Here is a 20,958-nt window from a genome sequence, read left to right as displayed (position 1 = left end):
TCTAGCTGACTGTCCTACACCTAGGTAAGTGCTGCAGAGAGGATTCGATCCATGTCCGGCTCAGCATTTTGGCAATTGGCCAAATGTATTATTGATATACGGGACTGGGGTACCCTAACAATCAGCGTGTTGAATCCCCAAAGACCGCCGTTATGGAACACAACTTCTTGCCCAAACCTTTCCGTGATCTCTAATCCAAATCGGTAGTCAGGCACTGTTCCATCCAAAAAGGGGGACGGTTGCAGCATTGCATGCAGCAGGCTTGAATGGTCGGCCCATTGGCGATGCCATTCGACTTCCCACAGTAGCAGCTGAGCAGTGCTGCCATAAATGCCGCCATCACCAACCGTGTTGGCATTACCCAAATGCTGTTTGTACCCAGAAGAACGTGCCGCGTCACTTTCATAGCTGAACACCCGATGTTCTATGACATCAAAGCGATCGTCATCGTATGTCATTTCCTGGATGCCGAGCGGCTCGAACAGCGTCTTCCTAGCATAGTCCTTGCACGTCATGCCGCTCAATCGATGGACGAGAGTGGCTAGAAGGATGTAGTTGCTATTGCTATACCGGTGTTCAGTCTGTGCAGGACACTCCACTGTGTCCATGCGAGAAATCAACTGCAGGATGATGTCGTTATTGAAGTAGTCAGCTTCGTGCCGTCCAAGCTGACACTGTAGGAACTGGAAATAATCTGGAATCCCGCTGCTATGATTTAACAGACTTCGCAACGGAAAGGGTTGCTCGAATTTGGTCAACTCTGGCAAATGTGCGCAAACGTCGTCATCAAGACTTATCGCGCCTTCGTGTACCAAGGACATGACGCAGGCCGCCGTGAATTGCTTCGATTCCGATGCCAGGTAGTATGCCGAGTCGCGCGACAACGGCACTTTGAGTTCCAATGAAGCAAGGCCATGATGGCGCTCAAATAACGTTTCTCCTGCGCACAGGATCGCGGCGCTGAAACCCGGTCCCTGCGACGGCAAGATCGCTTCCAACTCGCTGTAATATTCTAAAAGTTTTTGCATGCGGTCCCGGCCTGTTTTTTGAGATAAAGCCGAAATTGTACGTGCCAAGGCGTCTTTGGTATCGAAAAAACACTTCACCGACGACTGCTTTGGCTGATGCCTGCCCTTCGTGACAGTCTGCGACTTTTCCGCCTTGGTGACCTGCTATGCTCAGCTCAACGGTCGGGTTCGGCCAGAAACAGACTTATCAAATAAGGAAAGTATGCTGCATCACTTGTCTATTGCGGTCTCTGACTTAGACCGGACCTCTGCCTTCTATGACGCGGTGTTAAGGCCATTGGGGTACACCCAGGTCTTCGCTGACGACGAGGCCGTGGGCTACGGGTATGAGGGAGGTGACGATAAGCTGTGCTTGAAACGTGCAAAGCAAGTCATCGTTCCTAGCGAACGCTTTCATCTGGCCTTTACAGCCACTGAACCGAGTCAGGTACACGAATTCCATGCCGCCGCGCTGCGCCACGGTGGACGATGCAATGGCGCCCCAGGACCCCGGCCCGAGTATGGCAAAGGCTACTACGCCGCCTTCGTTTTCGATCCCGAGGGGTATCGGATTGAGGCGGTCATCAATGTGACAGCCTGACAGCTTGACACGAGTGAGCGTCAACCGTCAGCGTCTGCTATGGGTCGGAACCAGCCGGTCGTGACAATCCAAGGAATTTTTCGCCCAGCAAGCTGCTACCGTGCTCCGACAGGCCGGATTCGGCCAGTAGCAGTCGCCGGGCCGTCACAGCTGGAAGGGATGCTCCTTCCTGAACCTCACCAGGTGGATAATGCCTATTCAGCATTCCTAACTGTAAAGAAACGCTCTCGATCTCAGTTGAGCTTACACGCTGTAAGCCCTTGAAATCACTGGGCTAAGGCGAGTGGCTAACTTTGACGATGGCCAGAAGTGCACGTAGTCAAAGTTAAGCTCACATATTATCAAAGTTAGAGCTTAACCATGACGATATGTAAACGTAACTTCGACGATCGACTGGATCGAGGTGTGTACGAATCGAAAGGTTGAGAGGCTGGAAGCGCCCTTCAAAGGCGCGTGGGATAGCGCTGAAGGCGTGCACGGGATCGCCAGCAGCCGCGATCAGCCATGACCCGATGTGAAATTCGTCGAAGCGTCTATAGAACGCTGTAGAGAGTTACAATCCTGAAAACACATAACTGAGCGGCAACACCCAAATTGCGCCGACACTTTTAGAAAGGTTTCCGGATGTTTAACTTCCTGGTGGGTGGTCTGGAGATTACCGAGCCGCGCGGATCGCTAACTCTAGGCCACGACCGCGTTTTCCTTTATACAGACCCAGATTTGAAGCAGCGATTCGCGCCTAACCGCGTGCTCGACGAGGCTGCGTTATTAGGGCTGCCTACAGTGTTTACTAATGAGTCCGGCTGGGATCGTGAACGTCCTGTCTTAGCGCGAGTCGGAAAGGTAACCAAAGTACGACGCGGTGCAACCAACTACATTGTCGAGTACACGCTTGACGCCGACATTCCACCTATTCCAAACTCCCTACTGGAGCGGTTGGCGCCCCAGCTGCATTTCGATTTGAACACGAAGGGAGGATTCGGTGACTTTGGTACTAACCACTGGGCCGTGAAGGACGCGGACTTGTTCCGTGTGCTCTTTACTGAAGGTATAGGCCGTGTGAAGCCCAATGTCTTCACATTACCTAAGGAGCCGGCAAGACACGATTTGGTAAGCGTAATGATGCCATTCGACGCAGGTTTCAAGCGAGTGTACGGGGCTTTGCAGCAGGCGGCTGCTGATGCTGGTATGCATTGCTCTCGTGCTGACGACATCTGGGATCACGACACAATCATCCAAGATGTCGTAAAGCTCATTAGCACGGCGACTGTTGTTATCTGTGATCTATCGGGAAAGAATGCTAACGTCTTCTACGAGGCCGGTATCGTGCACACTCTTGGCAAGGAAGTGATCCTGATCGCACAACACGAATCTGACGTTCCGTTCGACCTGCGGCACATTCGATACATTAGATATCTCCCAAACGATGAGGGACTCGCAACCTTGGTGCCGAAGGTAGCAGACCGCCTGCGTGAACTGGCAAATAGAAGAGTGAGTTGACCTGCCGAGCATTATCAGGTTTCAAATAAGCGAGAATTGTAGAGAAACCCCGGATAACTGCGCATCGTGCGATTTACCCAGCTTGGGCCGGAAGCGGTAGGCATTAGAGCGACCAATTAATAGAACGACGCTCGCGTTCTTTCTTACGAATATTAATAAAAGAAAAGGCTCCCATGAAACGGACTCAAGTATTTACTCCGAATGATCTACCGACTGTCACCCTCGTCGGAGACCACCTGAAGGAGAAACGGAAGACTTTGGAGGAAAATCTTGAGATTGGTGGCAGCGTAATTGTGATTTCAGGCCCATCTAAATCCGGGAAAACCGTCTTCGTGGAATCAGTGTTAGGTCGCGATAACTTGGTCCATGTTAGCGGAGCCAATATTATTACGGCAGAAGAATTATGGAGACGAATTTTCACGGCTATTGGAACCCCAATTCCTTCAACCGTATTAGAATCAAAAATTTCAGAAGTAAGCAGTGTCGCAAGCATTGAAGGGGGTGTTCCGCTTTTGACTAAGGGCGCAGTGAATCTTGGTGGAAAATGGACGAACACTGGCAGCACCACCACTGATGTACGCCCAGATTATCTGGCTCTTCTAGTAGCTGAGTTGAAAGACAGCGGATTGGTCGTGTTTGTGGATGACTTTCATTACATTGGAAAAGAGATTCAAATTCAAGTTGCTGAAGTAATAAAAGAAGCTGTACGTCAAGGCGTCCGATTTATACTAGCAGCAGTTCCATATCACTCCGACGACGTCGTAATCGCAAATGCTGATCTCCGGGGCCGGATGTTGAATCTTGACTTCGACTACTGGAATGCGCCTGAATTGGCAAAAATTGCCTTGCAGGGGTTCAAGGAACTGAACATGAATGTTTCGAATTCTATAATTTCTGCATTTGCAATGGAGGCTGCGGGATCCCCGCAGCTCATGCAGTCACTGTGCCTCAATCTTTGCTTTGAAGTTGAAATTACCGAAACAATGCCTAACGAATTTTTGGTTGAAGGTACACTTCAACTGATTGATAAGATTTGTCGCCGTGCTGCACAAACAAACGACTACCGTTCTGTAATACGAGTGATGAAGGAAGGGCCGAAGGTTCGGGGTACAGATCGAAAACCTTACGTACTAAAAGATCAAACCGCTAGCGACGTCTATCCAATTTTAGTTAGAGCTCTTAAGCTTCCTCCGCCACAACTTACCTTGAGTTATCCAGACTTACTTAAGCGGATCTCCGAAGTATGCCTTCAAGATCATCCTCAAGGATCGAGTGTAACTGGCGCGTGCGCACATATGTCAGCGCTCGCCAACGACGCAGCGAATGCAGCAATTATGGAGTGGGATCCGGATAAAGATGTACTGGATATTCGCGATCCATATTTATTGTTCGCTCTTCGCTGGAGCGAATCCAGCTAGAGGTTTAAGCTTTGTACTTGCAGGCACAAGCAAGGTCCGCTTCTAATCAATCAATAGCTAATTGTTTGCAGAGTAAAAACGTGGGTTTATTGGCATGTCTGGTCAACCACTCGCTTATTTTCTTGAAGATGTGAATAGTTGTTCTGCACCAAGAGTATCACCGCGCGTTCAATATTGGGGATCGTATGAATAATAGCTGACGATAATCTTCATAATAGTTCTTTTGTACGCGGTGCTTAATATATGGCTCTCTATCAAGATTAATATCTTGTCCGGTTTTCAATTCCACGCGAACTCCGCTGCGCCAGTGACTTAACATGCTGGCGTAGCCATTTACCGATACTAACCTGGTGCGCCAGGCGTCTTGCTTACAAGGTCTTAACGACGGGCAACATCTGCTCGGACTATTTATCCATTTTTCTGATTGGTAGAACATTTGTATGTACTGTAGCAGCATGCAGAGTATTGAGTTCTGTGCTCAAAGTCATTATCTTTGATTGCGCTTCAAGAAGGAGGCTAGCTAAATGGTCGCGTTGTTCCTTGAGATCACGCATCTGATCATTTAGTGCCCTTCTACTTTTCTTAGATATTAACGAAGAACAAACCTTTTTATCGCTTGCAATTGCTGCGCTAGAATTAGCCCAACTTTGTATTTCTAGTATTAGCGCCGGGTATCTTGATTTTTTTAGAGCTGATGGATCGCAGCCTGCCTCCCGCGCAATATTATTTTGTGAAAAACGGGAGCCCGCAGGGAGGCGTTCCGTTTTTCCAGATTTTAGTCTATCAAAAGCAGAGCGGAAATTCTTCTCGGCATGTTTATCTTGAGATTTTTCACGAGATGACATTAAGGACTTTCTGCACGGCAGACCGTTGTGCTATAAGCGAGGCGTAATGGGGAGTACCTTCTGTAGCATGGCGTAAGCGCTCTGAGATAACATTGCTGAGCTTGATCACGCGTTGCTTTTTATCTCGGTCATATAGAGCATCAGCACAAGGGCTTTTCCCATCTCCACCGCCACATCTTATTATGTTATCGATTCCTCCGTATTCACAGGGTCCTCGTTTAGTGCAGCCGCCCAGTAGAGTTTCCCTCCAACTTACCCGGCCTTCTTTTGCCGCTGTCGATAATTTATTCGCCGTTATGCCATTGACGGGCCTCAGAATCTCGGCCTTTCTTTGCGCGCCATATGGACTGACAAAACTATCGTTAAATAGCTTGTCAATTTTTTTTCCTTGGACCTCAAACATCGCTTTGAGATATTCGGTCCGCGTACCCTCGTCGAGATTAACATAGGCCGAGCCACGCCCATAATACATAGTCATTGCCCGAGACAAATGTTTTAGTTGATACTGTAATGATGCTTCGGAAACAATACCAGACGCCTGCATATTAACTGTGCCAGTTCGGCGCAATTGATGCCACGCGAGAGGCCAAACACTACCTACTTTGAACAGTTTGGTATCTAAATCAGGATTCAATCTTAACGCGAAATAGAGATCCTCCTCAGTAATCGTTAATTCTTTGGCATCGAACAGACGAGGGTTTTCCTCGACCAATCGGCGATAGCTTGTATAAGCTTGCCGTTTTTCTGACTGAAGAGAAATTCTTCCTACGCTTACCCAGGGCGCCCATACTGGAGGAGCAAGATAGAAGTCATGATGTGATCTCCTTGGTTGAATATTACTAAACGACGGCATGGCAGATTTACGCATTGCTGCGATTGACGCCATAGCGTCTATCGCCACCGATACTTCGGAAGATGTTACCCAAACTGCTCGATTGTCGTCTATAGTTTTAGTCGTTGGAGCTTCAAGCATATAAATTGTACCAAGCGTACTGTCGCTTTCAGTTTTCAGGCAATTTAATTTTAGTCGCCATGCTTCTTCTATCCTCATCAAAGACAGATTAATAATATATGCACATCCGGCCTCTGTAATCATTCTCATATATTGTGAAAGAGCATATATAGGAATGCTACTTTCGCTGATTTTGCGGTATTTGCAAAGCAGATTATCAATTCCAAAGCGAGCTGCAGTATTATGGAAGCTGCCGTGAAATTCTAATAATCTAGTATGTTCTGCGGTATTCGGCGGGTCGCCGAACGGTGCAATATCATAATTTCTGGATGGAGAGTATGCTGAATCGATAGAGCCATAGTTTTTGATATAAGCATCTAGGCAAAACTCGTGGCACTGCTCTATTTTGTCTTTGAATTCGATATATTCTTCTAGAACCTCGCGTAATCGATTAAGCTGGTATTTCCAAATTCTCGGGGGGATATAGGGAGTTTGTCGGCGAGAATCCTCTTTGCGAATTGCAGTCAACCTTTTTATTTCTTCCGGTCCGAGAATATATCCTCCAATTTGTTTGCGTTGCTCATACAATGCTGTGAGCATGCGTATTGTTTCCGGTAGACTTTTTGGCTTTAATTGAATGCAAAGCTCATCAATCAATTTTGGATGTCGGCCAAGTGCCTCGACTCGAATATTCTCTCTTGAACTAATAATAAAAAATGGCCGCAGAAGCTTTATTTTTGATGAAAGTGTTCCTGGGCTGCGTACGCCTCTCGGTCCCCAAAGCATCCAGCCTGCGAATAGTCTGAGTGTATCGGCATTATCGGTCGAGATTGGTGGACATCCTTTTCTTTGAGGGCCATCGCCGAAGTTAATCTTCATGGACTTGCCAGCCCATATTGATAGATCCCAAAAATGGTCGTTAAAACGACTAATTATTTCCCCTTTATGGCCTATCACGACCGGCGTGCTCCTATTCGGAGGCCATTCTGGAGGAGAAAAGTTGAGGGACTCACGGCTAATCAGAGGACTATCGATACAAAGCGAGAGTTTTAAAGATGAATTTCTCATATTATGTCGTCCATTAGTTGGATGAAGCCGTCCCATTTGGGATGGTAATCTTCTTCTAAAACCCTTAACTTGGCTTCATGAACCCATTCGTTACGTACAGGTGACGAGCTTTCAAACCAAGCCACTTTTTCGTCGATTCTCGCAACGATTGATGTAACTGGCTGCTGGGTAAAGTCCGGGGTCGTTGTTTGACCTATAAGCTCAAGTACTTTCAAGTGTCGATATGACAGCAAAGACCATGCATGATCTCTCGTATCAATATCTTGATAGTGTAGGCAAAAAAGACAGCCGGAAGGATTAGAGCAGTCCGGGGCTGGTGCCTCAAGAGAGATATGCAACGAAGGAGAAGGCGTTTGCGTTCTTGAGCCGCAGTTTCCAGGGCCGGGTGGCTCATTAGTCGCGTTTGACACTACGTGAAAATCGGCGATTTCTCTAAGTGCGACTTGATGGTTCGGTTTGTCGTAGTTCCGAATTAAGGTAAGCGGACTATGCTGGTTGGCTTGTGCTACGAAGTCAATGTTCTTCGTTCTGCGCAATAGCCAATTAGTTCTTGTCTGGCGTAACATGCGAGGTCCGACGAAGGTCTCATTCAGTTCGGAAAATCGCTTTTTAAGCGCGGCGAATATTGGAGGGATATCGATTGACCGATTTCGTGTTTTTATAAAGGGGAACAATAATACTTCATTTTCGTCGAAGTTTTCTCTTCTCCAACGAAGGTACTGATCGAAAACTTGTCTATATTCGCTAAAAATCTCAAACTCCACTTCGCCCTTTCGACGCCCTTTATATACACGAAATACCTTGTATCCGCGCGAGTAACTTTGATAAGAGAAATTGCCGATTTTAAGTTGGTGTGCTTGAGCTAAGTTCATCCCAGTTTGAGCAATGAAAATGAGTAACTCGCATTCGATTCTAAGGTTAAGTAGTGGATGTCTAGTTCGGTGCGTTCGATCGTTTTCGTAAGCGGTCCTTTTTCTGAAGATGTTTTGCACTGCCCAAGCGTTTGCTTTTGGATTCGACAGAGTCTTAAGATCGTCTATCGGTTGAAGACCCGACCACTCGTTTAGCATTCTTCCATTCGTTAGATTTACGACAACGGGCAGCTTTCCAAATATTACTTCTGTAGTTAGTGTTTCGCGAATATTAAGAAGGATCGCGCCCATTTTGAAGGTGCTGTCAAGATCTTGTTTGCCTGATTGTGTATAGCCTGGTGCTCGCTGGGGTTTTCTTAGGCGAGTGGATCGTAATATTCCGTCTTCTAACTCTAGTATTGGGTCCAGTATGGTTGCAACGGAATTTGCAAGGTGGTATATAGTAACTTCCTTCAGCTCATTCTTCCTATGCCTTTGAATTAGATATTCTGTCCATCCTGCAAATAGTTCCGGAACAGATGTCAATGTCGGGGATGCACCATTATTGTCAGCCCATGTATAGAAAGCTCGTACTGAACGTATTTTAGAATGCGCAGTGTGTCTACTCCCCCCGCTTGCAATTGCTTCGTCAAGAAAATCATATATTTTCTCGACTAATGGAAGTCTCTCTGTTAAAGGACCGTCCAGCCTATGCAGAGATTCGTCCCGGGCTCTTGAATTTATAGCGGATCCGCCAATATATAATAAGCAAGAAAGATCCCATATGGTTTCATCTCTGCTGTATAAGATATTATGAAATTTTAGATCCTTCGGGCTATTCGGCATTGGCCTCCCTTAGTGAACCTAGAAACGACCGGGTAAATGAATTCGCGATGTCTTGCTTTACTGGGTAAAGTTGCGCGAATTTGATGTAGCGCCATGACGTAGCCTCATCCTTATGCAGTAACGCGTCTTTTACTAAAGCGACTGCAAGATCGGGAGTAGTGGTGGCTAAGGCGATTTGAGCAAGCTCCGTTGCGTACGTGCTGCGAGTCTGATGGAAGTGGAAATTTTCAAATCCGCGGAAGTTGTGCTTCTTGGCTAAGCCGCGTAAATGATGCAGTTCGACATTTATTGCGGCGCTTTTATCCCCGCCGAACCGAGAGTAGCGATTCCCAAATTTCGTTAAAAAGACATTATTTCTGTTTTCGGGAGAGCTTTTAGCTTCACGAATCAAACGCCGTGTGCTGTATGAGTATTCAGTGAGTGTTTTTAAATGCGTCGCTGTAATCCAAACGCATCCGCTTATTCCAAATTTTGTTGCGACGGGTGGGGTTGCACTGGGGCCTACGCTCAATCGATAAAGTTCTGGGGTGGATGGATCAGGAACAGCGTTTTGAAGGGTTTCGACTTTAAGGTCCGTAAGCGTTCCTATCCGCATTCCCGTAAAAAACCCTAGTGTAAGCAACATAAACAACTCGTATGAAGCGTACTGGGACGAGAATTGGAGCAGCCGGTCTCGATCATTAGGAGAGACAGGGAGGAGTCCTTTTTCTAGGCGCATTCCTGGTGCATGTCGATTAGGAATTGATAGTTCTGTGGTCCTCACGGTTATCGTTCTTTTGAGTCCGAATCCGTCGCTTAGGTGCACCCCTACGCTTTTCTCTTTCCACAACGGGGAGTCGACGGTGAGCAACTCGGATTCCACCAGCCAACGATAGAAGAGAATGACAGCGTTCATACGCTGCTGGGTAGTTGACGGAGCAATGATGCCTGCGCTTCTTTGAGCTATTAAGTGTCCTCGATATCGGACAAGGCATCGTTCTGCCTTTCGTACTGGAAAGTGCCACCACTCGGTGCCCGTTTCCTCCAACCATTGAGCATATGCATGAACTGCGGCTGCATTTGCTTCTACAGTTTTAATCGATACGTTATTGGATGAGCCACGTTCATAGAACCATTGGTTGGCTTCGGTCCACGGCATATTGTTATCCCAGAAAATCTGGGGAAGGCCGCTAATGCTACCGGAATCTAGTTTAACCCAATTGTTTTCGTCCGCCCAACTATGGGAACGAAAATGGATGCACTCTAGCTTTGCCATGAAGTGTCCTAAAGATGAAGACTTCGTAACAGTAAAGCTAGGGTCGGTGGAATGTCAATAAGTCCTTGATTTTCAAGGATATATTTTTATATTATTCTGACGTCAGAATCTTTGGGCGCGTTTTAATTTTGCAGATGAGGGGCACAATTGAGATACTCGTATACTCAATGCAAGCGGCAGGCCACTTAGTGAATTTACTAGAATATTTATAGTAGTATCAACGAGATTTTATAGCTCAGCGCGGCGAAACAACTCGGCGAGAGTACAAGTTAGCGCTTCTGCAATCTTGACGATGTTCAGGATGCCAACATTTCGTTCGCCACGTTCAATCCGTCCTAGGTGGCTGCGATCAATACCACACAAGTCTGCAAGATCTTCTTGTGAGATACCCTGTTCATTACGCAGTGCGCGGATCGCAGTACCTAAGGCTCGCAGGGGATAGTCATCCCTTAGGACGAAAGGCATTCTTTGCATTGCCGTATCGTCTAGGTTTCGTGCAGAATAGGCCACGGCATATGTGGCCCATTTCCCATATTACAAAATTAGTGCGGAATCCATGACTAACTCAAGTAGCTCGTCGAATAAAAAGCAGGTTTTAATACGTGTGCCCGTCGCGATGTATGAGGATCTTTTGAATCTTTCGGCTGCGGCCACGCTTCTCCAGCGCCGTAGTGTGAGTGTTCCAGCTCTTGTTGTTGAGATCGTGGGGGAGGCATTAGCGCATAGGCCTATGGTGTCAGGAAGTCAATCTAAGATTCCTCGTCCATAGATTGAACAAACCCTTGAGAAGTCCATGGGGGAACTAATCCTTACCCCGACTCCTTGGGCAGATCGGCCGGCGCGAGGTTGATCGTGATGCGGCGCGGTGGAATATCGAAGCCCGAATTCTGCAGCGCCGCGCGCACGCGGTCCTTCGCTTCGCGCACTTCGGTGTCGGGCAAGCCAACGATCGTCCAGCCGGGCAATCCGTTGGCCAGATGCACTTCGACATTGACGGGCGGCGCAGCCATGCCGGCCAGCGCGCGGCTTTTGAGGACGGCAAGACTCATTGGATTCCTTCCGCATGACGCCAGGGTGCCCCATCCTAAAGCGGGCATTGCGCCACCGTTTGAGAGCGGACAGGCGTGCGCGCGCTTGCCCGTTCATGACCGATGCATATACCCGGGTTCTCGTCGTTCATGCCGCAATTCATACCGTCTGTCACAAAATGCAGACATTGCTTTTTGTTAACGTTACATTGATCGTGAACAGCACCACAACCGCAACCGTCCCCGGAGAATCAGTCCATGCTATCGATCAAGCAGCTCAACAAGACCTATGCCAACGGCGTCAAGGCGATCAACAACGTCAGTCTCGAGATCCCCAACGGCATGTTCGGCCTGCTCGGGCCCAACGGTGCCGGCAAGTCGTCGCTGATGCGCACCATTGCCACGCTGCAGGACCCCGACAGCGGCAGCATCGATTTCAACGGCGTGGATGTGTTGAAGGACAAGGAAGGCCTGCGCCGCCAGCTCGGCTACCTGCCGCAGGACTTCGGCGTCTACCCCAAAGTGAGCGCTGAAAAACTGCTGAACCACTTTGCCGTCCTCAAGGGCCTGACGGCCAAGGGCGAGCGCAAGGAGATGGTCGAAGCGCTGCTGCACCAGACCAATCTGTGGGAAGCGCGCTCGCGCGGCCTGGGCACCTTCTCGGGCGGCATGCGCCAGCGCTTCGGCATCGCCCAGGCGCTGCTTGGCGCGCCGCGCCTGGTCATCGTCGACGAACCAACCGCAGGCCTGGACCCCGATGAACGCAACCGCTTCCTGAACCTGCTGGCCAAGATCGGCGAGCAGGTGGTCGTGATCCTGTCGACCCACATCGTCGAAGACGTCACCGATCTGTGCCCGCGCATGGCGATGATCGCCAAAGGCACCGTGCTGCTGCAGGGCGAGCCGCAAGCTGCGATCGACACGCTCAGGAGCCGCGTGTGGCGGCGCACCGTCAGCCAGGATGCGCTGGCCGACTACCAGCGCGATTTCAACGTGCTCTCTACGCGCCTGGTGGCGGGGCGCCCGCAGATCAACGTGTTCGCCGAGTCGCAGCCGGACGACGGCTTCGTCAGCGTCGAGCCCGACCTGGAAGACGTCTACTTCCTCCAGATCCGCAACGCCAGCCGCGCGGCCGCTTCGGCCACCGGCGCGGCGTCCGCATCCACCGCACCGGTCGTGGCGTAAGGAGCCGGCATGCTACGCGAATTCTTCAAGTTTGAGCTGGGCATCCAGCTGCGCCAGCCGTTGTTGTGGGTGTGCGCGCTGATCTTCGGCGCGCTGGCCTTTGGCGCGACCACCACCGATGCGATCCAGATCGGCGGCAGCATCGGCAACGTCAATCGCAATGCGCCGGTCGTCGTCGCACAGCTGCTCGGCGTCTTCAGCCTGATGTCGATGTTCGTCGTCACCATCTTCATCGCCGGCTCGGTGCTGCGCGATGGCGACGTCGGCATCTCCGACATGCTGTTTGCCACGCCGATGAAAAAGCACGACTACCTTGTCGGCCGCTTCCTGGCGGGGCTGCTGGCCTGCATGGTGATTTTCGCGGTGATCGTGGCGGGCATGATGCTCGGTCCCCTGATGCCGTGGATCGACGCCGAGCGCGTGGGGCCGTTCCCCGGCGCCGCCTACCTGTGGGCGCTGTGCGTGCTGGTGATGCCGAACCTGCTGTTCATCGGCGCCTTGCTGATGCTGCTGGCCGCGACGACGCGCTCGATCATGATGGTGTATGTCGGCGTGATGGCGTTCTTCGTGCTGTGGATCCTGGCCGGAAAATTCACCGGCAATATCGACAACGAGTGGTTCGCCGTGCTGGCCGACCCGTTCGGCCTGCGCGCCCTGGGCCGCGCTACGCGTTACTTCTCCACCGCCGAATCGAATGCCGGCCTGCCGGCCATCGGGGGCTATATGCTGGCCAACCGGCTGTTGTGGAGCGTGATCGGCCTGGCGCTGCTTGGCCTGACGCTGGCGCTGTTCAAGCCGCAGCGCGCCGGCACCGGAAAGCGCCTGTTCGGCAAGGCCAAAGCGGCAGCGCCGGTAGCGGGCACGCCGGCGCACGTCGCGCTGCCACGCATCGCTCCGCGCTTCACACGCGGCACGCGCTGGACCCAGTGCTGGCATATCTTCGTCTTCGATGCCGTAGCCGTCTTCAAGAGCGTGCCGTTCCTGGTCATGCTGCTGTTCGGCGTACTCAATATGGTGGGCAGCTCGAGTCAGCTGCACCAGATGTTCGGCACCGACGTCTACCCGCGCACCTACCTGATGATCGAGCTGCTCAAGGGCAGCTACAACTTCCTGCTGCTCATCATCGTGATCTTCTACGCCGGTGAACTGATTTTCAAGGAGCGCCAGGCCGGCATCGCCGACGTGAGCGACGCGATGCCAATGCCGAACTGGGCGCCGCTGGTGGCGAAGAGCCTGGCCCTCGTGGGCGTGGTGCTGGCTTTCCTGTTTGCCGGGATCCTGACCGCGATCGCTATCCAGCTGTACAAGGGCGGGGCGCCGATCGAACCGATGGTGTATCTGCAGGGCGTGTTCATGGCCGGCACGCCGTACATCCTGATGGCGCTGATCGCCGTGGCGCTGCAGGTCGTCACGAACAACAAGTTTCTGGGCTACCTGTTCATGATCGTGCTGATCGTGTCGCAAATCGTCCTGTCAGTCCTGCACTTCGATCACAACCTGTACAACATCGCTCTGCTGCCCGAGACGCCGTACTCGGACATGAACGGCTTCGGCCACTTCATCGCAGGCTGGTCGTGGTTCGCGCTGTACTGGACCCTGTTTGCCGTGGCGGGCCTGATCGTGGCCCAGGCGTTCTGGGTGCGCGGCCTGTCGGTCGAGTGGCGCACCCGCACGCGCGAAGCAACGCGGCGCCTGAAAAGCGCATCGGGCGCTGCGCTGGCCGCCTGCACGATCGCGTTCGCGCTGGTGGGTGGCTGGATCTTCCACAATACCGTCACGCTGGGCCGCTACGAAGCGCAGAACGTGGCGATGGACAAGCAGGCCAGATACGAAAAGACCTACCGCAAGTACAAGGACCTGCCGCACGTGAAGATCGTCGATGTGCGCGCTGCGGTGGACATCTACCCGGCCGAGCGGCGCGTGATGGTCAAGGGCCGTTACGTCTTCGAAAACAAGACGAGCCAGCCGCTTGACACGCTGCGCCTGCAGGTCAATCCGGACGTCGTGACCACGTTTGCCGGCCTGCCCGCGCACACGGTGGTCCTGGATGACCAGGTGGCGGGCTTCCGGATACTTAAGCTCGCGCAGCCGACGGCGCCGGGCGCCCGCCTGGCGCTGGACTTCACGGTCGACGTGCGCCGCCCCGGTTTTTCCAACGCGGGCAGGGGCGACACGCTCAACCTGAATGGCACGTTCTTCAACAACCGCGAGTTCTTCCCGCTGGTCGGCTACCAGAGCGAGTTCGAACTACTGGACCGCAACGAGCGCCGCAAGCGCGGCCTGGGCGAGCCGGAGCGCATGGCCAAGCTTGAAAACCAGGCGGCCCGCGCCAACACGATGTTCGGGGATGACGCCGACTGGATCAGCTTCGATACCACCGTCTCCACCAGCGGCGACCAGATCGCGCTGGCACCGGGCTACCTGCAAAAGGCGTGGAAGGAAAACGGCCGCAACTACTATCGCTACAAGATGGACCAGAAGATGATGCCGTTCTTCGCCTACCTCTCGGCCAACTGGCAGGTCAAGAAAAGCGATTGGCACGGCATCCCGATCGAGATCTATCACGATCCGAAGCACGTCTACAACGTCGACCGGATGATCGCGGGCACGCAAAAGTCGCTCGACTACTTCACGACCCAGTTCACGCCGTACCAGCACAAGCAGGTGCGCATCCTGGAATTCCCGAACTACCAGCGCTTCGCGCAATCGTTCGCCAACACGATCCCGTTCTCGGAATCGATCGGCTTCATCGCCGACCTGCGCGACAAAGAGGACATCGACTACGTGTTCTACGTGACGGCGCACGAGATGGCGCACCAGTGGTGGGGCCACCAGGTCACGGCCGCGAATGTGCAGGGCGCGAGCATGCTGATCGAATCGCTGGCGCAGTACTCGGCGCTGATGGTGATGGAGAAGGAATACGGCCCGCACCAGATGCGCCGTTTCCTGCGCTATGAACTGGACCGCTATCTCAGTTCGCGCGGCGCCGAAAAGATCGAGGAGCTGCCGCTAGTGCGCGTGGAGAACCAGGACTACATCCACTACCGCAAGGGCAGCCTGGTCTTTTACCGCCTGCGCGACGAGATCGGTGAAGCGGCGCTCAACCGCGCCCTCAAGCGCTTCCTGCAGGACAAGGGCTATCAGGAGGCGCCGTTTGCGACATCCGCCGAACTGGTCGACTACATCCGCGCCGAAGCTCCGGTCGGCAAGCACGCGCTGATCGCCGACCTGTTCGAACGCATCGTCTTCTACGATAACCGCGTAACCGATGCGAAGGCCGTCAAGCGCCCGGACGGACAGTGGGACGTGACGATGAAACTGCATCTGGCGAAGATGCAGGCCGACGGCAAGGGACAGGAAACGCCGCGCACCTATGACGAGGCGGTGGAGATCGGCGTGTTCGCGCGCGCGGAGGATGCCAAGGAGTCGGACGAGCGGGTGCTGTTATTGGAGAAGCGCGTATTACGGGGCGAGAATCCGACTGTGACGGTGACCGTCAAGGAGCAGCCGTTCGATGTGGGTATCGACCCGTACAACAAGCTGATCGACCGCGTGGCGCGTGACAACCGCAAGGAAGTCAGCATCGATTGAAAACTGGGCAGTAGGGTGGGCGGGTTTCCCGCCCACGCGTTCAAATAGACGCTGGTAACTGTTTAATGCTTGTCGAGCGTTGGCGGCACGACGATCGTCGGGTCTTCCGGTGCGGCCGGGAACGGCGCAGTAGCCGACGGCGCAGCGCCTGGCATTGGAATCGCCGAGCTGCCCGAGGTCGGAAAAGCGGCCGATGCCGAGGCCGCTGTCGCCGAGGTTGCCGATGAGGTTGCCGACGACGCCGTGGTGCTGCCTGCACCCAGCTTGGCTTCGAGCTCGCTCACGCGCAGTTCGAGCGCTTCGAGCTTGCTGCGGGTCTTGGCCAGCACCTGGGCCTGGATATCGAATTCCTCGCGCGTCACCAGATCGAGCTTGGAAAAGCCCGACGTCATGGCTGCCTTCACATTGCGTTCAATGTCCTTGGCCGGACCGCTCTCGAGCGCCTGGTTGATCTTGCCCTGCAAGTCGCTGAAGAAGTTGCTATTACTCATATCCATTTCCCTTTCTGCCGAGGCCGCACGCTCCATGATGGTGCAATGTGACCTGATGTAGTGCGCCGAACGGCCGTCTGGGTGCCGTGTGCGGTCCGTTGTGTTGTAGCAAAACCGATGTGGGGCGTGTTTACCAAAAAAACAAGGACCTTTTTCCCGTTTATGAGGTGGCTATGAGCTGGTTATGAGCTGGCACGCATCCTGCTAAATAAACCATAGATAAAGAACATCACGAGGATCCACAAGCAGTCATTTTTCATGTTGTTCATCAAGGGGTTTGTCATGAAGTGCAAAGCAAAATTCAGCGCAGTTGTCCTGGCAGTGTCGGCACTTGCCAGCACGCAGGGCATGGCACAGGAACAACCCGCCGAACACCAGGTGAGCTACAACGCGAGCATCACCAGCGACTACCGTTACCGCGGCCTGTCGCAAACAGCCCTCGACCCGGCCCTCCAGGGCGGCGTCGACTACGTACACGGCCCATCCGGCTTCTACGTGGGCACCTGGCTTTCCACCATCAAATGGACGAAAGACCTGGGCGGCGACGGCAATATCGAATGGGACGTCTATGGCGGCAAGCGCGGTCAGTTGAGCGACGCGATCAGCTATGACATTGGCGGCCTGTATTACTACTACCCGGACAACGGGTTGAACCCGAGCGCGAACACGTTCGAGCTGTACGGCAAACTCGGCTACGGCCCGGCTTACATCAAGTACTCGCACTCGACGACCAATCTGTTCGGCACCGCAGACAGCAAGCGCAGCGGCTACCTGGACGTGGGCGCCGACATCGACGTCAGCAACGGCTTCATCCTGAACCTGCACGTCGGGCGCCAGAAACTGAAGAACAACAGCGCGTTTTCGTACACCGACTACAAGGTTGGCGTCACCAAGGACTTCGGCGTCGCCACCGTGGCGCTGGCGTGGCACAAGGCGAATACCGACGCCTACCTGAGTCCGGAAGGCAAGAACCTCGGCAAGTCCGCCGCCGTGCTGTCCGTCTCAAAAACTTTTTGATTGCAAAAGAGGCAATACCATGAAAATGATCACCGCCATCATCAAGCCCTTCAAGCTCGACGAGGTGCGAGAGGCACTGTCGGAAATCAACGTGCAAGGCATGACGGTGACCGAAGTGAAGGGTTTCGGCCGCCAGAAAGGCCACACCGAGCTGTACCGTGGCGCCGAGTACGTCGTCGACTTCCTGCCCAAGATCAAGATCGAAGCCGCCGTCGACGATGCCATCGTCGACCAGGTCATCGATGCGATCCAGGGCGCTGCCCGCACCGGCAAGATCGGTGACGGCAAGATCTTCGTGGCCGACCTGAACCAGGTCATCCGTATCCGTACCGGCGAGACCGGCAACGACGCACTGTAAGAGGGAATGTTTTCATGAAGCGCATAACTACAACGATACTGACCGCCTTGCTGGGCCTGGGCGTTGCCCTGCCGGCCATGGCGGCGCCGTCCATCAACAAGGGGGATACGGCCTGGATGTTCGTCGCCACGCTGCTGGTGATCCTGATGACCATTCCCGGCCTGGCGCTGTTCTACGGCGGCCTGGTGCGCGCCAAGAACATGCTGTCGGTGCTGATGCAGGTGATGATGGTGTTTGCCCTCGTGATCGTGCTGTGGTGCCTGTACGGCTACTCGCTGGCCTTCACGCAGGGCAACGCGTTCATCGGCGGCTTCGACCGCGCCTTCCTGCAAGGCATCTGGGATCCGGTCGCCGGCAAGTTTGCGATGGCCGCGACCTTCAGCAAAGAGACGATGATCCCCGAATTCATCTTCGTCGCCTTCCAGGGCACCTTCGCAGCGATTACCTGCGCGCTGATCGTCGGCGCCTTTGCCGAGCGCGCCAAGTTCGCGGCCGTGCTGGTGTTCGTCGTGCTGTGGTTCACGTTCGGCTACCTGCCGGTCGCGCACATGGTCTGGTTCTGGGCCGGTCCTGACGCCATCACCGACGCTGCGTCGCTGCAAACCGTTACTGCAGCTGCTGGCTACCTGTGGCAGCAGGGCGCGCTCGACTTCGCGGGCGGCACCGTGGTGCACATCAACTCGGCCGTGGCCGGCCTGGTGGGCGCTTATGTGATCGGCAAGCGGATCGGCTACGGCCGTGAATCGATGGCGCCACACTCGCTGCCGATGACGATGGTCGGCGCGTCGCTGCTGTGGGTCGGCTGGTTCGGCTTCAATGCCGGCTCGGCGCTCGAAGCAGGCGACGTGGCGGCACTGGCGTTCCTGAACACGCTGCTGGCCACTGCCGGCGCGACCCTCACCTGGGTGCTGGGCGAGTGGGTCTTCAAGCACAAGCCATCGATGCTGGGCGCCGCATCGGGCGCCGTGTCGGGCCTGGTGGCCATCACCCCGGGCGCCGGCTTCGTCGGTCCGATGGGCGCGCTGGTCATCGGCCTGCTGGCCGGTATCGTCTGCCTGTGGGGCGTGACGGGTCTGAAGCGCCTGCTGCGCGCTGACGATTCGCTCGACGTGTTCGGCGTGCACGGCGTGGGCGGTATCCTCGGCGCGATGCTGACCGGTGTGTTTGCGTCGCCGGCACTAGGCGGGCAGGGCGTGTGGGATTACACGACCAATGCGATGAACACGAGCTACTCGATCGTCGGCCAGCTGTGGATCCAGGCCCATGCAATCGGCGTGACCGTCATCTGGTCGGCCGTCGTCGCCTTCATCGCCTTCAAGCTGGTGGATATCGTGATCGGTCTGCGTGTGCCGGAAGAAGAGGAACGCGAAGGCCTGGACATCACGAGCCACGGCGAGTCGGCTTACCGTTACTGATCCGCTCCGTCGTCGCTGGTCCCTGAAAACGTCGTCTCCGCACAAGCGGGGACGGCGTTTTTTGCATTCTTCGCATTGCCCTTTAAAATACCCGGACCAACCCCATATGCGATTCCCAAGTTAAATTAACAACAAGAAGCGCACAACAAGGACGTCCAATCAATGGTTCCGCACCTCGCCACCGCCCAGACCGGTCCTTTGCTGGACCTGGAAAAGAAAATCCTCGAAGCCACGCCTGCCATCGAGCGCTGGTTCCGCCTCGAGTGGCAGGAGCACACGCCGCCATTTTATTGCTCGGTCGATCTGCGAAATGCCGGCTACAAGCTCGCACCGGTGGACACCAACCTGTTCCCGGGCGGCTTCAACAACCTGGCCAGCGAGATGCTGCCGCTGACGGTGCAGGCGGCCATGGCCGCCGTCGACAAGTATTGCCCCGACGCGCGCAACCTGCTGCTGGTGCCGGACGCCGACCGCCGCAGCCCGATCTACCTGCAGAACGTCGCGCGCCTGATGCAGATCTTCCGCCAGACCGGCTTGCATGTCCGCCTTGGCACGTTCTCGCCCGAGATCACCGAGCCGACCCCGCTGGCGCTGCCTGACGGCAATATGCTCGTGCTCGAACCGCTCGTGCGATCAAGCAATGGCCGCCGCGTCGGCCTGCCTGACTTCGACCCGTGCACCATCCTGCTCAACAATGACCTGTCGGCCGGCATCCCGTCGATCCTCGAAAACGTCCACGAACAGGCCTTGCTGCCCCCGCTGCACGCCGGCTGGGCGCTGCGCCGCAAGAGCAACCACCTCAAGGCGCTGGACGAAGTGGCCAAGAAGTTCGGCAAGCTGATCGACATCGATCCGTGGCTGGTCAACCCGCTGCACAGCACCTGCGCCGAAGTCGACCTGCGCGAGAACGTCGGCACCGAAGCGCTGGCCGACGACGTCTCGGCGCTGTTCTCGAAGATCAAGAAGAAGTACAAGGAATACGGCATGAAGGAGCGCAAGCCCTTCGTGATCCTCAAGCCCGACGCCGGCACCTATGGCATGGGCATCATGACCATCAAGGACGCGAGCGAAGTGCGCGACCTGACCCCGGCCCAGCGCGCGCGCATGTCGGTGGTCAAGGATGGCGTGGCCGTGACCGATCTGATCATCCAGGAAGGCGTGCCCACCTTCGAATCGATCGACGACGCGGTCGCCGAACCGGTCGTCTACATGATCGACCGCTATGTTGTGGGTGGCTTCTACCGCGTGCACGCCGAGCGCGGCATCGACCAGAACCTCAATGCGCCCGGTTCGCAGTTCGTGCCGCTGGCGTTCGCGCAGCAGCACGCGATGCCCGATCCGAAGGCCAAGCCGGGCACCGCCGCGCCCAACCGCTTTTACGTGTACGGCGTGGTCGCGCGCCTGGGCATGCTGGCCGCATCGCTCGAACTCGAACGCACCGATCCGAATCCGGAAGTGTACTGACGCACTGCGTCCGGCAAACCTCGGGGCTTGGTCCGCGAGGTTTGCCGTTTCGGGCTAAAATCAAGG

The 20,958-nt window shown here is 54.4% G+C and carries 15 protein-coding genes and 2 pseudogenes; 9 read left to right on the top strand and 8 right to left on the bottom strand.

Translation table 11 applies throughout. The features are described from left to right. Positions 1–20 precede the first annotated feature (20 nt). On the bottom strand, positions 21–1,106 hold the full coding sequence (locus NX775_RS15065) for a serine hydrolase domain-containing protein (protein ID WP_258836728.1): 1,086 nt from the start codon (positions 1,104–1,106) through the stop codon (positions 21–23). Between the two features lie 124 nt (positions 1,107–1,230). Here NX775_RS15065 and NX775_RS15060 point away from each other — a divergent pair, with 124 nt between their 5' ends. The 3 genes from NX775_RS15060 to NX775_RS15050 all read left to right on the top strand — a co-directional run bounded on the left by NX775_RS15060 (position 1,231) and on the right by NX775_RS15050 (position 4,526). Then, positions 1,231–1,608 (top strand): VOC family protein, encoded by a 378-nt coding sequence (locus NX775_RS15060; RefSeq protein WP_258836727.1) that lies wholly within the window; start codon positions 1,231–1,233, stop codon positions 1,606–1,608. A 624-nt stretch (positions 1,609–2,232) separates the two neighbouring features. Next, a complete protein-coding gene (locus NX775_RS15055; protein ID WP_258836726.1) occupies positions 2,233–3,108 on the top strand; it encodes a hypothetical protein in 876 nt (291 codons plus the stop codon). A 173-nt stretch (positions 3,109–3,281) separates the two neighbouring features. Further along, positions 3,282–4,526, top strand: a complete 1,245-nt coding sequence (locus NX775_RS15050; RefSeq protein ID WP_258836725.1) for a P-loop NTPase fold protein — start codon at positions 3,282–3,284, stop codon at positions 4,524–4,526. 404 nt (positions 4,527–4,930) lie between these two features. Here NX775_RS15050 and NX775_RS15045 read toward each other — a convergent pair whose 3' ends face one another. The 6 genes and pseudogenes from NX775_RS15045 to NX775_RS15020 form a co-directional block, all read right to left on the bottom strand. Then, positions 4,931–5,371, bottom strand: coding sequence for a hypothetical protein (locus NX775_RS15045; protein ID WP_258836724.1), 441 nt, complete (start codon positions 5,369–5,371; stop codon positions 4,931–4,933). Then, positions 5,358–7,202, bottom strand: coding sequence for a hypothetical protein (locus tag NX775_RS15040; RefSeq protein WP_258836723.1), 1,845 nt, complete (start codon positions 7,200–7,202; stop codon positions 5,358–5,360). The genes NX775_RS15045 and NX775_RS15040 overlap by 14 nt, the downstream gene beginning before the upstream one ends. Before the next feature lie 185 nt (positions 7,203–7,387). Then, on the bottom strand, positions 7,388–9,088 hold the full coding sequence (locus tag NX775_RS15035) for a hypothetical protein (protein WP_258836722.1): 1,701 nt from the start codon (positions 9,086–9,088) through the stop codon (positions 7,388–7,390). Continuing rightward, complete coding sequence (locus NX775_RS15030) at positions 9,078–10,343, bottom strand: site-specific integrase (protein ID WP_258836721.1); 1,266 nt, start codon at positions 10,341–10,343, stop codon at positions 9,078–9,080. Before NX775_RS15030 ends, NX775_RS15035 begins: the two co-directional genes overlap by 11 nt. Positions 10,344–10,571: 228 nt before the next feature. Then, on the bottom strand, positions 10,572–10,808 hold the full coding sequence (locus tag NX775_RS15025; RefSeq protein WP_307732263.1) for a helix-turn-helix domain-containing protein: 237 nt from the start codon (positions 10,806–10,808) through the stop codon (positions 10,572–10,574). A 347-nt stretch (positions 10,809–11,155) separates the two neighbouring features. After that, positions 11,156–11,392, bottom strand: a pseudogene (locus NX775_RS15020) (magnesium chelatase domain-containing protein); the annotation flags it as partial. A 237-nt stretch (positions 11,393–11,629) separates the two neighbouring features. On the opposite strand from NX775_RS15020, the gene NX775_RS15015 reads away from it, so the two are divergent. Together NX775_RS15015 and NX775_RS15010 are read left to right on the top strand one after the other, a co-directional pair. Continuing rightward, positions 11,630–12,556, top strand: a complete 927-nt coding sequence (locus NX775_RS15015) for an ABC transporter ATP-binding protein (protein WP_258836719.1) — start codon at positions 11,630–11,632, stop codon at positions 12,554–12,556. Between the two features lie 9 nt (positions 12,557–12,565). After that, positions 12,566–16,147: an ABC transporter permease/M1 family aminopeptidase gene (locus tag NX775_RS15010; RefSeq protein ID WP_258836718.1), complete on the top strand. Its 3,582-nt coding sequence runs from the start codon at positions 12,566–12,568 to the stop codon at positions 16,145–16,147. Between the two features lie 257 nt (positions 16,148–16,404). Here NX775_RS15010 and NX775_RS15005 read toward each other — a convergent pair. Next, positions 16,405–16,638 (bottom strand): annotated as a pseudogene (locus NX775_RS15005) (accessory factor UbiK family protein); the annotation flags it as partial. A 282-nt stretch (positions 16,639–16,920) separates the two neighbouring features. On the opposite strand from NX775_RS15005, the gene NX775_RS15000 reads away from it, so the two are divergent. The 4 genes from NX775_RS15000 (at position 16,921) to gshA (ending at position 20,892) form a co-directional block, all read left to right on the top strand. Next, positions 16,921–17,655 carry a TorF family putative porin gene (locus NX775_RS15000; protein ID WP_258836717.1) on the top strand — a complete coding sequence of 245 codons (735 nt, stop codon included), beginning with the start codon at positions 16,921–16,923 and terminating at the stop codon, positions 17,653–17,655. Between the two features lie 19 nt (positions 17,656–17,674). Continuing rightward, complete coding sequence (gene glnK, locus NX775_RS14995) at positions 17,675–18,013, top strand: P-II family nitrogen regulator (protein WP_137171558.1); 339 nt, start codon at positions 17,675–17,677, stop codon at positions 18,011–18,013. A gap of 14 nt (positions 18,014–18,027) precedes the next feature. After that, on the top strand, positions 18,028–19,428 hold the full coding sequence (locus NX775_RS14990; protein ID WP_258836716.1) for an ammonium transporter: 1,401 nt from the start codon (positions 18,028–18,030) through the stop codon (positions 19,426–19,428). A 162-nt stretch (positions 19,429–19,590) separates the two neighbouring features. Next, positions 19,591–20,892 carry a glutamate--cysteine ligase gene (gene gshA, locus NX775_RS14985; RefSeq protein ID WP_258836715.1) on the top strand — a complete coding sequence of 434 codons (1,302 nt, stop codon included), beginning with the start codon at positions 19,591–19,593 and terminating at the stop codon, positions 20,890–20,892. Positions 20,893–20,958: the final 66 nt, after the last annotated feature.

Origin of the sequence: Massilia aurea (assembly GCF_024753205.1) — a bacterium.
GTDB lineage: Bacteria > Pseudomonadota > Gammaproteobacteria > Burkholderiales > Burkholderiaceae_D > Telluria > Telluria aurea.
The sequence above is the reverse complement of the archived record's forward strand: the minus strand, read 5'-3'. Positions and strand labels throughout refer to the sequence as shown.